Origin of the sequence: Gemmatimonas sp., assembly GCF_027531815.1 — a bacterium.
Lineage (GTDB): Bacteria > Gemmatimonadota > Gemmatimonadetes > Gemmatimonadales > Gemmatimonadaceae > Gemmatimonas.
Genome location: NZ_JAPZSK010000004.1, coordinates 234,733 through 249,811, shown reverse-complemented (window position 1 = coordinate 249,811; position 15,079 = coordinate 234,733). Strand labels below are relative to the sequence as shown.

The window sequence follows — 15,079 nt, the reverse complement described above, 5'->3', positions numbered from 1 at the left end:
GGAGTGATCAGAACTGGACGCGGAGTCCCGACGTCAGTGTGCGGGCACGCGGGTAAACGAGGTAGTCGACGCCACGCGACGCAAGGCCGGCATCGACGAACACTTCTGGATCGTAACCGGTGTACGGCGTGAACAGGAGGAGGTTGTCACCCGACACGTAGAAGCGGGCGGTGTTGGCCCGAGTTCCCGGGATCTTGAACGTGTAGCCCACCGTGACGTTCTGGAGGCGGAAGAACGTACCGTCCTCGATCCAGCGCGACGAGTAGATGGCCGGCTCCGTGAGGCCGTCGGTCTGGCTGAGAGCGCTGCGCAGGAAGTTACGCCCCTGCAGCACGGCCGACTGCGTCGAGTAGACGAGCGCGGTGTTGTTGAACACGTCGCGGCCGAACTCGCCACGCCACAGGTAGCTCATGTCGAACTTGCCCCAGCGAAGCCGCCCGTTCCAGCCCAGGCTGAACGCCGGGTTGGCGTCGCCGATGACCCCGAAGTCGTCACCGTCGGGCGACGTCGTCGTGCCGTCACGGGTGCGGCTGGTGATCTGGCCGTTGGCGTCACGCGTCACGCGATAGTTGTTGAACACCTGCTTGCCCTGGGCATCGACATTCACGAACTCGGGACCCCAGAAGGTGCCGAGCGGGCGGCCCGGGATGATGCGCTGGGCCGTGTTCCCCGACTGGCCCTGCCCCGAGATGCCGGAGGTCGTGATGAACGAGCGACCGCCCAGGTCATCGACCTGGTTGCGCTCGATCGAGGCGACAATGCCGGTATTGAAGGAGCGGTCCTTCTTCTCGATCAGGTTGGCATCGAAGGTGAACTCGACACCGGTGTTGTGCAGGCTGCCCACGTTCTCGAGACGCGTCGGCACGAGCGCCGGCTGCGGCACCGCAACGGTGAGCAGCAGATCACTGGTGTTCTTGCGGTAGTACTCGATGGAGCCGGTGTACTTGTTGTCCTTGAAGCCGTACTCCGCAGCGATGTTGTACTGCGCCGTCTGCTCCCACTTGAGATTCGGATTCTCGTTGCGCGTGGGCACGACACCCGTCACCACGTCGTTGCCGAACGGATAGCGCGCACCGTTGTTCGGCTCGAGCAGGATGAGCGACGAGTACGGCGACACGGCCTGGTTACCCTGGAGCCCGTAGCCTGCACGCAGACGGAGGTTGGAGAAGCCCTTGCCCTGCATCCAGCTCTCGTCGCTCACCTTCCAACCCACGGAGAAGGCCGGGAATACGGCCCACTTGTTGCCGGCACCGAAGCGCGACGACCCGTCGCGACGGATCACGCCGGTGAGGAAGTAACGATCCTTGAAGCTGTAGTTCGCCTTGCCGAAGAAGGAGACCAGGCGGCTCTGCTCACGGAAGGAGAAGGGCGCCTCGAGGGTGGCCCCACCGCCAAGGTTGTTGTAGCTGAAGGCGTCGGTGAGGAAGTTGCGCCCTTCCGCGCCGAACTCGCCGTTGTCGAAATCGCTGTACTCGTAGCCACCCACCACTTCGAGTTCCTGCGTATCGGAGATGCGCGGGGCGAAGGTGAGGAGCGTCTGCAGCGTGTTGTTGGAGAGGTTGCGGTTCACCTGACGCGCCCGGCCATTCCACTCGGCGCCAACCGCGCTGGCGCGCGGCAGGTACGTGCGACGCACGCCGCTGGTGCGGTCGGTGCCGACGTTCACGGACGCCGTGAGGAAGCTGGTCACGCTGTAGGTGGCCTGCAGGTTGCCGAGGGTGCGGTTGGTGGTGGCGTCGTCGGCCACCTGCTCCGCCACGCCCACCGGGTTACGCACCGACTGACGGCCCGGGCCGATTTCGTAGAACGCCGACTGCCCGCCCGTGGTGGTCCGGATGGGCTGCGTGGGGTTGAAGATCACCATGTTGGTGAACACGCCCCCCTCGAACCCACCCGTGTTTTCGAACGGCAGGTAATCGTTGTCAACCTTGGACGAGGTCAGGTTGAAGTTCATGCGCAGCTTGCCGTCCACTGCCGTGTGGTTCGCATTGAGGCGACCCTGGAAGCGACGGAAGCCGTTTGAGATGACCACACCGTTCTGATCGAGGAAATTGACCGACGCCCGGTACTGCGTGGTCGCCGTGCCTCCGGAGAACGCGAGATTGTGGTTGATCGTGGAGCTGTTGCGCATGAGCGCGTCTTCCCAATCCGTGTTGGCGGAGCCGAGATTGGCGAGGGCACTGCGCTGCAGGCGCCCTGCCGTGACGAGCCCCTGCACGAAGTCGCGGTACTCGTTACCCGAGAGCACGTCGAGCCGGTTCGACGGCGCCGAGGCGGCCACGAACGTTTCGTACTCCATGGACGAGACGCCGGAGGCGCCGCGCTTGGTTTCGATGAGCACCACGCCGTTGGCGCCGCGGGAGCCGTAGATGGCCGTGGCCGAGGCGTCCTTGAGGACGGTGATGTTGGCGATGTCGCTCGGGTTGAGCATGTTGAGCGGATTGCGCGCCAGCGCAGGACCGCCGCCAATGCCGATGCCCGACGCTTCCGTCTGGTCGTTCTGAATGGGCACGCCGTCGATCACATAGAGCGGATCGTTGGAGGCCGAGATGGACGTACCGCCACGGATGCGGATCTGGGCGCCACCGCCCGGTTCACCGTTGTTCGCGATCACATTCACACCGGCCACGCGGCCGGTGAGCAGGCCGGTCGCATTGGGCTGCACGCCCACGTTCGCGTCGTCGCCCTTGATCGTGGCGACCGCGCCGGTGATGGCTTCCTTGCGCTGCTGACCGTAGCCGGTGGTCACGATCGCCGTGAGCTGCGCGGCGATGGCGGTGAGCGGGACTTCCACGCTGGCCTGCCCGTTGGCCGTCACCGTGACCGACACCTCCTTGGCGGAGTAGCCGATGCGCGTGACGCGCAGCCGCTGCTGCCCTGCCGGCACCGCCGGCAGCAGGAAGCCACCGTCGTTACGGGTGTAGGTGCCGATCTGTGTCCCGACGACCTGGACCGATGCGTTCGCAAGAACGCCGGCCGTCGCGGAGTCAACCACGCGGCCAGAGACTCTGCCCGTTTGCTGGGCACTGACCTGGCTTGCCGTGAGCAGCGTACCCGCTGCCGCTGCGGCCAACCAACGGACGCCTACCGCCATAAACCGATGCCTCCATGGGGCTGGGAAGAACCTGCGACCGGGTGGAGAATCACTGTCGATACAATTCGGACCATGAGGTCCGGACTACATCTATAATGAGAGGGTGGTCGCCAAGTGTGGTGGGTGAGCCCTCACGGGCTCGATCGTTCTCGCCCGTGTCCGCCACCGGCGGCACGGCCATGAACGAGAGGGGAACATGTTCGACCCGCAACTCGGGAAGGGGGTGAGTCGCGTGCAAGAAGGGATGTGAAACGCCATGAAACAACGATGTACGGGAACTGTCAAGATTGAATCGCGAGAACTTTCGCTTTTCGCGCCCCCGCCACGGGTGCTGGCGCCCGTTCGGTCCACGCGCAAGTTTCCCGCGACGGACTTCGTTTCATCCGTTACATCCCTCCCGCCGACACCCAGCGCGCGCCCCCCCGCGCGCCCCGCTCACCTCCCCCCGGTCCTGCCGCCGCCTCAGGCGGCCCCGGCGCTGGAACTTTCACAACAATCTGCAGTGCAACACTTTCCATTCTCCGCACCACTTGGCCGGCGCCTGTGAGCCTGCTCGCGCTCTCCCTCGTCGCACAACTGGTGTCCACGGCCCGCTCGTCACCGCCGGTGCTCGCATTTCCGGAAGCCGGCCTCGATGACAGCAGTGCCTACGCCGGCTATGTCACCCGATTTCACCGGGACGCCGACGGCAACACCGTGCAGCTGTATCTCGATCGCCGCGAAGGACGCATCGTGCAGCTGCTCGCCAACGGGGAAAACGAGAGTGTGGGCTTTTCCGCGCGCTCCGCGAACGGCACTCCGGCACCTGTTCGCTGGCATTCCACCGACGCGCGGGTCTGGCGGGAGGGGCAGCGGCGACTGTTTCAGTACGACCTCGAGGTACCGGAGACCGAAATCCACCTGGGGCGCTTCGTGCTGGGGAGCATGCGCGTCGAGCGCGATGTGCAGTACTTCAAGGAGCATCGCAAGCCGTTCACCGACTCCGCGTACGTGCTCGCCGAGTACCCGGCGCTGGCCGCCGCGCTGGATGCACAGCCCACCCCGGTGCGCCGCGCGGCGCTCGTGGCGCTGCGGGCCGGCTCCCCGGCGCAGCTACGCGCCCGGTTCCTCCCCCGCCTCGCGCGGCGCCCCGCCGCCGACAGCGCGGTACTCATTGAACAGCTGGCCCTCGACGGCCTCGACACGCTGCGCCTGTGGCTCTCAGCGCTCGAAGGCGGACGGGTCATCGCTTCCGATGCGCGCCAGGTGACGCTGCGGGCAGCCCACGGACACCCGCTCCGGTTCCGCGTGACCATCAGTACCACTGGTCGCTCGCTCACCCCCCTCTCTCGCCAGGAGATCTTCACGGAGGATTTCCTGGCGTGGACCCGTGACGTGCAGACGCGCGGCGACGCGACGCGCGCCCGCTGGATCGAACGGCAGGTCACTGGCGTCGAGCTGCTCGCCTCCCGCGAGAAGCTCATGGCCGGACTCCCCACCTACGCCACGTACTTCGGGCGGGACATGCTGCTGTCGGCACTCATGATGCAGCCGATCTGGCGGCCGGAGATGAGTGAATTCGTCATCGCCGCGGCGCTCCGCAAGCTGTCCCCAACGGGCGAGGTCAGCCATGAGGAGGCGCTCGGCGGGCAGGCGATCCGCGAGGCGGCCACCGAGGCAACCCAGCTGCTGCGTGCCGCCGACAGTGCCGCGGTCGCACCCGGCGGGCGGTCACGGGCCGAGACGCTGCGGGCGCGCGCGGTGCGTGTGCTGCAGGCGCGGCGCACGACGCGCGAGAACTATCACATGGTCGACGACGAATACCAGCTGCCGCTGATGGCGGCGCGCTATCTCGCCGACAGCCGAGTGACCGCCGCACGCAAGCGCACCTGGCTCACCGGTCGGGAAGGCACACAGACCCGCCTGGCGTTGCTGCTGGCGGAACTCGCGGTGCTCGCCGACCGCAGCGCAGCGTACGTGGCGCACCCGGTGACCTCGAACTTCGTGCCCTTCGCCCCACGCGAAGCCACCGCGACCGCCTACGAGGGCGCGCCGCGCTGGTTTGCGCAAAGCTGGCGCGACAGCGGCGCCGGCTATGGCAATGGCAAGTATGCCATGGATGTAAACGCGGTGTATATCCCGCAGGCGCTTGCCGCCACCCAGCAGATCCTGCAGGCGCTGCGGGACCTCGGCCTCCTGTCGCCCGCGACGTGGTCCGCCGTGCCGGCACTGCGAGCCGACACACCGCTGGGTCGCTACGCGCGCGATGACGCGGCGCTGTTAGACGCCATTCGGGTCTGGCGTGGCGCCATCGAGGCGTTCGTCGTACGCCGAACACCAGCCGAGGTCCAGCAGCAGGTGGAGGCGCGGCTTGCCGCCATGCCGGAGGGTGAACGGCGGTATTGGCGCGCCTTCCCGCGCTCTGGTGAGGGAATCGAGTTTCTGGCGCTCGCCCTCACGGATCGCGGTGAGCAGATCGGCGTGATGAACAGCGATCCCGCCACGCGCCTGTTTCTCGATGGACTCATGGCGTCGGCCTCCCGCACCTCGGTGAATCGGGCCGCGCTGCGCCGCGATGTGTCGATCTTCGCACGTGAGTATCCCGAAGGGCTGCTCGTGCCGGCGGTGGGCGCGGTCGTGGCCAACGACGCCTACGCCACTCCACCGATCTGGCAGGCCTTTCTCGACGATCCGTATCACGGGCCGCGCGTCGTGTGGGGACGGGAGGTGAACCTGTTCCTGCTTGGCGTCGCGAGTCACCTGCCGCTCGTGCAGGACGATTCCACCACCACCGAGTTGCTGCACACGGCAGCCACGCGGGTCCGTGAGGCCGTGGCGGCCTCCGGGTTCCGCAGCGAGTTGTGGAGCTACGCGTTCCCCAACGGGCGGCCACAACCCACGCGTTACGGTAGCGGTGGCGATGTGCAGCTATGGAGCACGACCGACCTCGCCGTGCAGTACGTGTGGGCAAGAATGCCGCAGTAGTCCGCCCAACACTCCCCCCTTCTCCCACCTTCACATGTCGTTCGCTCGCGCGGCAGGATTGCTGCTGCACCCCACCTCGCTCCCTGGCGCCGGCGGCATTGGTGACTTCGGTCCCGATGCGCATCGCTTCGTGCAGTGGCTCGCTGACGCCGGTCTGAAGATCTGGCAGGTGCTCCCACTCGGCCCCACGGGCTATGGTGACTCGCCGTATCAGTGCTTCTCGGCGTTTGCCGGCAATCCGCTGCTCATTCACGTTCCCGGGTTCAGTATCCCTTCGGGAGCGAGCGACCGCACGGTCGATTTCGGCGCCGTCATTCCGGCCAAGCAGGCGGCACTGGCGGCATGGCTCGACACGATTCCCTTCGACGAGCGGATCCGGCAGTTCGTGCAGGAGCAGCAGCAGTGGCTCCCCGACTACGCGCTGTTCATGGCGCTCAAGGAGGCGCACGGCGGGGTGTCGTGGACCGCGTGGGAGGCCGGCGCGCGACAGCGGGATCCGCAGGCACTCGACGGCTGGCGCCGGCAGCTCGCGGCCCCGATCGAGCGCATCTACAAGGAACAGTGCGTGTTCTACGCACAGTTTCACGCCTTGCGGCACGCGTGTCGGGAGCGCGGCATTCAGCTCATGGGCGATGTGCCCATCTATGTGGCGCACGATTCGGCCGACGTGTGGGCAAACCCATCGCTGTTCCAGCTGCACGACGATGGCACGCTCAAGGTGCAGGCCGGGGTGCCCCCCGACTACTTCAGCGAGACGGGGCAGCTGTGGGGCAATCCGTTGTACGACTGGGAGCGGATGGCGGCGGAGGGGTATCGCTGGTGGATTGCACGCATGCGGGCGGGGCTGGCGCTCTTCGATCTGGTCCGGCTCGATCATTTCCGCGGCTTCGAGGCGTACTGGGAAGTACCTGGCGACGCGCCCACCGCCGTGAACGGACGCTGGGTGAAGGGACCCGGCGCCACGCTGTTTCAGGCGCTCACCAACGCGCTGGGTGCGTTGCCGATCATCGCCGAGAACCTTGGCCTCATCACACCCGAGGTGGAGACGTTGCGAGCGCAGCTCGGGTATCCCGGCATGGCAATCCTGCAGTTCGCGTTCGACGGCCAGGACTCGAACTTCATCCCCCATCGGTACGTGCGCGATCTCGTCGTGTATACGGGCACCCACGACAATGACACCACCCTGGGCTGGTGGCAGTCGAGCGGCGCCGGCGACAGCACCCGCTCGGCCGATACGGTGGCGCGCGAGAAGGCGTTCGCACGCCGCTATCTCGACACCGATGGCAGCGAGATGCATTGGACGCTGATCCGGGCCACGCTCGCCTCGGTGGCAAACACCGTCCTGATCCCCATGCAGGATGTGCTTGGACTGGGAAGCGATGCGCGCATGAATCTGCCCGGTCGTCAGGCCGGCAACTGGGGCTTCCGATTCAGCTGGGCGCAACTCACGCCGGACCTCACCGAGCGGCTGCATACGCTCACCACCACCTACGAGCGATGAGCCTCGCCACCGACTCCCCCACCGCTCCCGCGCCAACCGCTGGCGCGCAGTCAGCGGCGCCCACGAACTTCTGGGCGATCTGGAACATGAGTTTCGGGTTCCTCGGCATCCAGTTTGGCTGGGGGCTGCAGATGGCCAACATGAGCGCCATCTACGAGTACTTGGGGGCGAAACCCGACGAGGTTCCGCTGCTGTGGCTTGCCGCGCCCCTCACGGGACTCATCGTGCAACCCATCATCGGCCACCTCAGTGACCGCACGTGGTCGCCGCGCTGGGGACGCCGCCGTCCGTTCTTCATGATCGGCGCGGTGCTGAGCTCGCTCGCGCTGATCGCGATGCCCAACAGCAGCGCCCTGTGGATGGCCGCTGGGCTGCTGTGGATTCTTGATGCCTCGATCAACATCTCCATGGAGCCGTTTCGCGCCTTTGTGGCCGACCTGCTGCCGGTGCAGGAGCGCACGCGCGGCTTCGCCATGCAGTCACTGTTCATCGGGCTGGGCGCGGTCATCGCCTCCGCCATGCCGTGGATGCTCACCAACTGGTTCGGCGTGGCTGCCAGCGCGCCGGGGACCATTCCCCATACGGTGAAGCTGTCCTTTTATGTCGGGGCGGTCGCCTTCTTCGGCGCCGTGATGTACACGGTGCTCACCACGACGGAGACGCCGCCCGCCGATCTCGCGGCCTTCGAACGGGACAAGGCGCAGAACGCCGGCTTCCTCGCGGGTGCGCGCGAGATCCTCGCCGCCGCGCGCGCGATGCCCGCCACGATGCGCCAACTCGCCCTGGTGCAAATGTGCACGTGGTTCGGGCTCTTCTGCATGTGGCTGTACTTCGGCACGGCGGTCGCCACCGACGTGTTCGGCGCCACCGACCCGAGCGATCCGCGCTACCAGCAGGGCATCGAATGGGGCGGCGTGTGCTTCGGCGTGTACTCGGCGGTGACGTTCGTCTTCTCGTTCTTCCTGCCACCGCTCGCGAAGTCGCGGGGGCCGCGCGCGACGCACGCCCTGTGTCTGCTGGCCGGTGCGGCGGGGTTGGCGAGTGTGGCGGTGATTCACACCCCGTCGCTGCTGCTGCTCTCCATGGTGGGCGTGGGCATTGCGTGGGCGAGCACAATATCCATGCCGTACGTGATGCTCTCGGCGGCGCTGCCGGCGGGGAAGACGGGCGTGTACATGGGGCTCTTCAACTTCTTCATCGTCATTCCCGAGATCGTGGCAGCGCTGGGGTTCGGCTGGGTGATGAACAATCTGCTGGACAACAACCGCGTGGCAGCGGTGGTGGCCGGCGGCGCGTTCATGGCCATCGCCGCGCTGCTGGTGTTGCGGGTGCAGGTGCCGGAGGAGACGGCATGACGCTGCTGCTGGCCCTGCTCGCGCCGCTGGCCGCCAGCGCGCAGGCTCCCATCGTTGAGAAAGTGGAGCCGCCGAATTGGTGGGCAAACCACTCCATCAATCCGGTGCGGGTGCTCATTCGGGGGCAGCATCTCACGGGGGCGCGGGTGGAATGCCCGCAACTTGCCTGTGGGGACGTGAAGGTCAATGTGCAGGGCACCTACGCATTCGTGGATGTGCGCATCGCGCCGTCCACGCGCCCCGGGGCGTATCCGCTGACGCTGCGTACGGCCAATGGCAGCGTGAAGGCGCCGTTCACGGTGGCAGCACAGCTGCCGGTACTGGGGCGCTTTCAGGGGTTCGGCGTAGACGACGTGGTGTATCTGCTCATGCCGGATCGTTTCGCGAACGGCGACACCACCAACGATCGCACGCCCAAGTCGCCCGACATTCTGGACCGCACCAAGGGCCGCTTCTATCACGGTGGCGACCTGGCCGGCGTGCGCCAGAAGCTGCCGTACCTCAAGCAGCTTGGCATCACCGCCATCTGGATGAATCCCATCTACGACAACAACGATGGGACCGATACGCTCGAGGTGTACGACAAGCAGTCCACCACCGGCTACCACGGCTACGGCGCCACCGACCTTTATGCGGTGGACGAACACCTCGGCACCATGGCCGAGTTCAAGGCGCTGGTGGATGACGCGCACAAGGCGGGGATCAAGGTGATCCTCGACATGGTGGCCAATCATACGGGGCCGTATCACCCATGGGTGAAGGATGCGCCCACCCCCACGTGGTTCCACGGCACCCAGGCGAAGCATCCGGACAACACGTGGCAAACGTGGACTCTCGCCAACGCCTATGCCCACGACTCGCTGCGGGGCGCCACGCTCGACGGCTGGTTCATCAACATCCTGCCCGATTTCAACCAGGATGATCCGGAGGTGTCGCGCTACCTCATCCAGAACACGCTATGGTGGGTGGGGATGAGCGGCATGGATGGAATTCGTCAGGACACGTGGCCGTATGTGCCGGTGTCCTTCTGGCGTGACTGGATGGGCGCCATCAAGCGACAGTACCCCACGCTGCGTGTGGTGGGCGAAGTGTTCGATGGCGACCCGGCGATGATCCGGTTCTTCGAAGGCACGAAGCGCACGCCGGGTGGCGTGCAAACCGGCGTGGATTATCTCTTCGACTTCCCGCTGTACTATCCCATTCGGGATGCGTTCATCGGTGGCAAGCCCCTCAAGGGCGTGGCACAGATGCTCATGCGCGACCACCTGTACGACACGCCCGAGGCGCTGATGCCGTTCCTCGGGCTGCACGACGTGTCGCGGTTCATGGGGGAGAAGGGCGCCACCATTGAGGGGCTCAAACTGGCGTTCACGACGGTGCTCACCACGCGTGGGACGCCGCTGGTGTACTACGGCGATGAGATCGCCATCCCCGGCGGGCCGGATCCCGACAACCGCCGTGATTTTCCGGGTGGTTGGCCGGGCGATGCGCGCAACGCTTTCGAAGCGAGTGGGCGCACGCCGGAGCAGCAGGCGGTGTGGCAGCATGTGAATACACTCCTGCGCACGCGCGCGGCGCACGCCGACCTGCGTATGGCACGCCCGGAGCACCTCGCGGTCACCGACCAGCAGTTCGTCTATCGCCGCGGCCGGGTCGTGGTGGCCCTCAACAACGACAGCAGCGCTGCCACGGTCACCGTACCAGGCGTGATTCGTGGCACCGACGTACTGGGTGTCTGTGCCGCGGCGGAGGGCTCGGGCAACCGCAGCACGTTGCGCATTCCGGCACGGGCGAGCTGTGTATTTGTTCCGTGATGGGCGTGCGCGGCCAGCACTTCAATCACGACTCGGCGATGTCGGCGTTCACGTCGGGAGCTTCGTACGCCCAGTTCATGATCATCGACACGATCCAGCCAATGATCGTCCAACCGGCGAGCACGTTCACGGCGACAATCTTCCACCTGCGCCGCTTCCCACCGGCAAACGCGAGCATGCTCGGCAGGAAATAGAGCAGCACCAGGGCGACGATGATGACGGCGCCCTTGGGCAGCCCGCCTCCGGTATAGCGGAATTGCGGCTCGGCACGCTGCAGCAGCGAAAGCGGGGGGAAGAGCATCCCGGCAATCTATCGCCCGGCGCCTCAGCAGAGCCGCGGTACCAGTTCCCTCTGGCCACAAGTCCACCCCGCGACGCCGTGCTTGTCCGCCACGGGGAAACCGTTCCGTCGCGGAGTGGACGCGCGCAGGGCAACGGTGCGATCTTCACCGGTCCCTTCTCTCTCTTTCTCTGGAGCCCGCATGTCACCCTACGCGCGCCGCACCTTTCTCAGGCAGGCCGGTCTCACCGCCGCATCGCTGGTGGCGCTGCCCGGCGTGGCACACGCCGTGCCTGGCTACGCTGGCGGTGTACCGGCCAACACGCTCCTGTCGGCGGCGGCAGAATGGGACGAGTTGCAGCAGGCCGAGCCGTGGGACGTATCGTGGCCGAAGAAGCTCACCGGCAAGCACAAGGCGATGTTCGACGTGCCGGAGGTCGAGGGAGGCGTGGGCGTCTTGCGGGCCGGCATCTGGCAGCGGCAGTACACCGACGTCCTCAAGACCAAGCCCGGTGACCTGTCCACGGTGATCGTCGTGCGCCACAACGGCATCTTCCTGGGCATGAACCAGGAGTTCTGGGCGACCTACGAGGTGGGGAAGGCCGAGAAGCTGAAGGGGGACGACGGCAAGCGGCTCAAGCACAATCCGGTGTTGCCGGCGCCCGGCCAGGATGCGCCGGCGTCCATGCGCGCGCTCATGCTGGACAAGCAGATCGAGAACGGGGCTATCGTGCTGGGGTGCGGCCTCGCCTACCGGAGCGTGGTGGGGATGATTCAGCAGCGGGACAAGCTCGACGCGGCCGAGGCGCGCAAGAAGGCCAACAGCATGCTCGTACCGGGAGTGATCATGCAACCCAGCGGCATCTTCGCGAACGTGATGGCCGAAGAACATGGGTGCGCGTTCGTCTACGCCGTCTGACGACAGCATGAACGCCAAGGGGCCCGCCGGATGGCGGGCCCCTGTCGGGTATCGCCCCGCACGGCCTATACGGCGTCGCTGAGGCTCGAGAAGGTGAAGTCGCGTACCTTGATGGCCGGCATGAACACCGCGCCGCCGGCGCCAAGGTTCTCGCTGGCGTTGACCCGGACCGAGGGCCCCATCGCTTCCAGGTTGTTCAGGAAGAAGATGGGGCTTTCGTTGTAGCGGAAGTTCTTGATCGGGCGCGTGACCTTGCCGTTCTCGATCAGGAAGGTGCCATCGCGCGTGAGGCCGGTGTACAGGATCGTGCGCGCATCCACTGGCCGGATGTACCAGAAGCGCGTGACCAGCACACCACGCTCAGTGCCCTTGACCATCTCGGCCATGCTCGACGTGCCCCCCATCATGCGCAAGGATCGGCCAGCACCGCGAAACCCGCCGCCGCCGGCGCGCGTGGGCTGCACGCCCTGCTTCTGTGCCCAGTAGCGATCATAGTTGAGGTTCTTCACCACACCGTTCTCGATCCACACCACCTTCTGCAGCGGCTGCCCGTCTTCGTCGAACCCGCCACCCGTGGACGGGTTGTCGTCGGGATCCGCCACCAGCGTGACGCGTTCGTCGACCACCTTGAGCCCGATCTTGTTGCCACCGCCCGGCTTCGTGAAGAAGGAGCGTCCCTCGTCGGCAGCGCGTGCCTGCATGGCCCCCACGATGAGCTGCACCAGATTGCCCGTCGCCGTCGGCTCGAGAATGGTGGTGTAGCGCCCGGGTTCGATGGCCACGGGGCTGCGCGAGTCACGTGCTTTCTGCACGGCGGTGGCTGCCAGCGTGGCGGGATCGAGCTCGTCGAAGCTGTTGCCGTCGCTGCACGCCCATCCCGAGCCGGTCCCGTCGGGTGAGCGCACCGTGCTGGTCATGGTCACGCTGCTGCTCGAATCGTAGGCGAACAGCCCCTTGCTGTTGGCCAGCGCCGATGCGCCCGCGCGGCACTCGATGAAACCCGTGGCAATGAGCTCGTTCTTGCGCGCCAGCTCCGTGACGATCTTGGCCGCCGCCGCACGCTCGGCCGGTGTGGGGAGCGACAGTACGCGCTCCTGCAGTGCCGGAAAGCTCTGTGCGCCAAGCTCCGGCATGCGCTCGGGGTTGGGTGGCACCAACTTCGCGATTTCGTACGCCTGTCTGGCCGCCGCCGCCAGCGATGCCTCGTCGAGGCGATTGGTGTTCACGCTTGCCGCGCGATTTCCATCGTAGGCGGTGATGGTGACCTGGGTATCGCTGTTCTCGCCTGACGTCGTAACCTGATTGAGCGCAAAGCGTGTATCCGCGCGTGCACTGCTGTTGATGCTCACACGCGTTTCCGGCGCGGGCGAGTTCGTGAGCGCGCGCTGGGCGATTTCCTGGGCCTCGGCGCGTGACAGGATGGTGGCCGGCGCGAACAGCGAACGGGGCGCGAGCGCGCTCATGCCGTCCTCCCGGTGTTGATGATGTTGACCTGCTGGAAGAGCGACGGCACGCAGCCGTGGCTGACGGAGTTGGACTGTCCGGGCTGTCCCTTGGCATCGCCGAACGCGCCGCCCAGGTGGTAGCTGCGCGGCCCACCGATGGCCTTGAGCGACTTCCAGAACTCCGGGGTGCGGAACTGGTACGCCACGTCCTTGAGCTGCCCCACGATCTTGCCGCCCTTCACTTCGTAGAACACCTGACCGGCGAACTGGCCGTTGTAGCGCTGCTGATCGATGGAGAAGGAGCCGTCGCCCACGATGGCAATGCCCTTGTCCATCTTGGCGATCATGCTCTCCCACGTGTCGTCATTGGTGCCGGGCACCATGCTCACGTTGGGCATGCGCTGGAACTGCACGTCGGCCCAGCTTTGGGCATACGAGCAGCCGTAGCTGCGGACCGGCTTGCCGACGCTCCGGTAGTAGTCGGCCATCATCGTCGCCTGTTCCCGCGTGGTCTGGTAGTCCACGAACATGCCGTTCTTGATGATGTCGAACTTGACCGGCTTCACCGCTTCGTCGTCCCAGCCAATGGCCCCCAACGAGCCCTTCTGCTCGCGATCGCCCACGATGTTGAGCAGGTCGGTGCCGATACGCAGCTTGCCCAGCACATCCTTGGGTGGGGCAATGAAGCTGGTGCCGGCGTAGTTGGCCTCGAAGCCAAGCGCGCGATCGAGTTCGGTGGGGTGCGCGATCACTTCATGCACCGTCAGCCAGAGATTACTGGGGTGCAGCAACAGATCGTAGCGCCCCGGTTCCACCGGCTTGGCACTGAGCTTCTGCACGGCCAACTCGGCCCACCGCGGCGCATGCTCGGCAAGCTTGCTGTTCGTCACATGCTCGTAGCCCAGCCCCATGGGCGCGATCTCGTTGCCCTGCACCGACTGGAAGTCGCGGAAGTCGGGGCTCACCGCCGTCACGGTCATGCTGGGTGACGTGCGGTAGATCGTCTGTACGATGTACGAGCCATCGCTCGTCATGAGCGACTTCTCCTCGCGCAGAAAGAACATGCTCGAGTTGACGTTGCGGATGCCCTTCACCTTGAGCGCGGCTTCATTGGCCGCCAGCAGGTACGCCACCTTGTCGGTGATGGCCACCGTGAACGGATCCACCTCAATGGGGCTCGTCCACGTGCCCACCTGATTGCCGGGGGTAGGCGCCAGTTCCACCGGCCTGAGCTGCGACGCGCGGTTGGCGCGCGCCTGCCCGAGGGCGGCCTTCGCGGCATTCGCGACACTGTCCTTGTCGAGGCGGCTCGTGGCCGCGAAGCCCCAGGCACCATCGACCAAGGTGCGCACCCCGAGACCGTAGGTGTCGGTGTCGCTCACCCCCTGCACGATGCGATCGCGCGTATTCACGTTCTGCTGGCGGCGAGCGGCCACGCGCACGTCGGCGTACGAGGCACCGCCGCTCCTGGCCGTGTCGATCGCGACCTGCATGAGCGCCTTGATGGCGGGATCGTCGGCGCGCGGCACATCGGCCAACGGGGGTACGACGCGAGCGGGATTGGCCAGCAGCGGACTCGTGGCCACGAGCGAGCCGGCGGCGACCGTGGCGCCGGCCTTGAGGAAGTCGCGACGGGAGCGGGTCATGACAGGGGCGGGACGGGGAAGGAGAGACGGATCCGTGAACGGATCCCGTAACCTACGCTCC

9 protein-coding genes are annotated in these 15,079 nt (G+C 66.3%); 5 read left to right on the top strand and 4 right to left on the bottom strand.

Going from position 1 to position 15,079, the window contains the following annotated elements:
* Positions 1 to 7 precede the first annotated feature (7 nt).
* The gene (locus tag O9271_RS04965) at positions 8 to 2,995 is read right to left on the bottom strand and encodes a SusC/RagA family TonB-linked outer membrane protein (protein ID WP_298266638.1); all 2,988 of its coding nucleotides are present in this window, start codon (positions 2,993 to 2,995) and stop codon (positions 8 to 10) included.
* A 642-nt stretch (positions 2,996 to 3,637) separates the two neighbouring features.
* On the opposite strand from O9271_RS04965, the gene O9271_RS04960 reads away from it, so the two are divergent.
* From O9271_RS04960 to O9271_RS04945, 4 genes are read left to right on the top strand one after another with little or no spacing between them, the layout of a single operon-like run.
* Positions 3,638 to 6,058: a hypothetical protein gene (locus O9271_RS04960; protein ID WP_298266636.1), complete on the top strand. Its 2,421-nt coding sequence runs from the start codon at positions 3,638 to 3,640 to the stop codon at positions 6,056 to 6,058.
* A gap of 34 nt (positions 6,059 to 6,092) precedes the next feature.
* The gene (gene malQ / locus O9271_RS04955) at positions 6,093 to 7,559 is read left to right on the top strand and encodes a 4-alpha-glucanotransferase (RefSeq protein ID WP_298266635.1); all 1,467 of its coding nucleotides are present in this window, start codon (positions 6,093 to 6,095) and stop codon (positions 7,557 to 7,559) included.
* Positions 7,556 to 8,914 carry an MFS transporter gene (locus tag O9271_RS04950; protein ID WP_298266633.1) on the top strand — a complete coding sequence of 453 codons (1,359 nt, stop codon included), beginning with the start codon at positions 7,556 to 7,558 and terminating at the stop codon, positions 8,912 to 8,914. The genes malQ and O9271_RS04950 overlap by 4 nt, the downstream gene beginning before the upstream one ends.
* Positions 8,911 to 10,728 carry an alpha-amylase family glycosyl hydrolase gene (locus O9271_RS04945; protein WP_298266632.1) on the top strand — a complete coding sequence of 606 codons (1,818 nt, stop codon included), beginning with the start codon at positions 8,911 to 8,913 and terminating at the stop codon, positions 10,726 to 10,728. Before O9271_RS04950 ends, O9271_RS04945 begins: the two co-directional genes overlap by 4 nt.
* A 25-nt stretch (positions 10,729 to 10,753) precedes the next feature.
* On the opposite strand, the gene O9271_RS04940 is transcribed toward O9271_RS04945, so the two are convergent.
* Positions 10,754 to 11,029, bottom strand: a complete 276-nt coding sequence (locus tag O9271_RS04940; RefSeq protein WP_298266630.1) for a superinfection immunity protein — start codon at positions 11,027 to 11,029, stop codon at positions 10,754 to 10,756.
* A 181-nt stretch (positions 11,030 to 11,210) separates the two neighbouring features.
* Between O9271_RS04940 and O9271_RS04935 the strand changes: the two genes are divergently transcribed.
* Complete coding sequence (locus O9271_RS04935; protein WP_298266628.1) at positions 11,211 to 11,927, top strand: hypothetical protein; 717 nt, start codon at positions 11,211 to 11,213, stop codon at positions 11,925 to 11,927.
* 65 nt (positions 11,928 to 11,992) lie between these two features.
* Here O9271_RS04935 and O9271_RS04930 read toward each other — a convergent pair whose 3' ends face one another.
* Positions 11,993 to 13,390: a TldD/PmbA family protein gene (locus O9271_RS04930; protein WP_298266626.1), complete on the bottom strand. Its 1,398-nt coding sequence runs from the start codon at positions 13,388 to 13,390 to the stop codon at positions 11,993 to 11,995.
* Entirely contained in the window at positions 13,387 to 15,018 is a 1,632-nt protein-coding gene (locus O9271_RS04925; RefSeq protein WP_298266624.1) for a TldD/PmbA family protein, read from the bottom strand. The genes O9271_RS04930 and O9271_RS04925 overlap by 4 nt, the downstream gene beginning before the upstream one ends.
* Positions 15,019 to 15,079 lie beyond the last annotated feature (61 nt).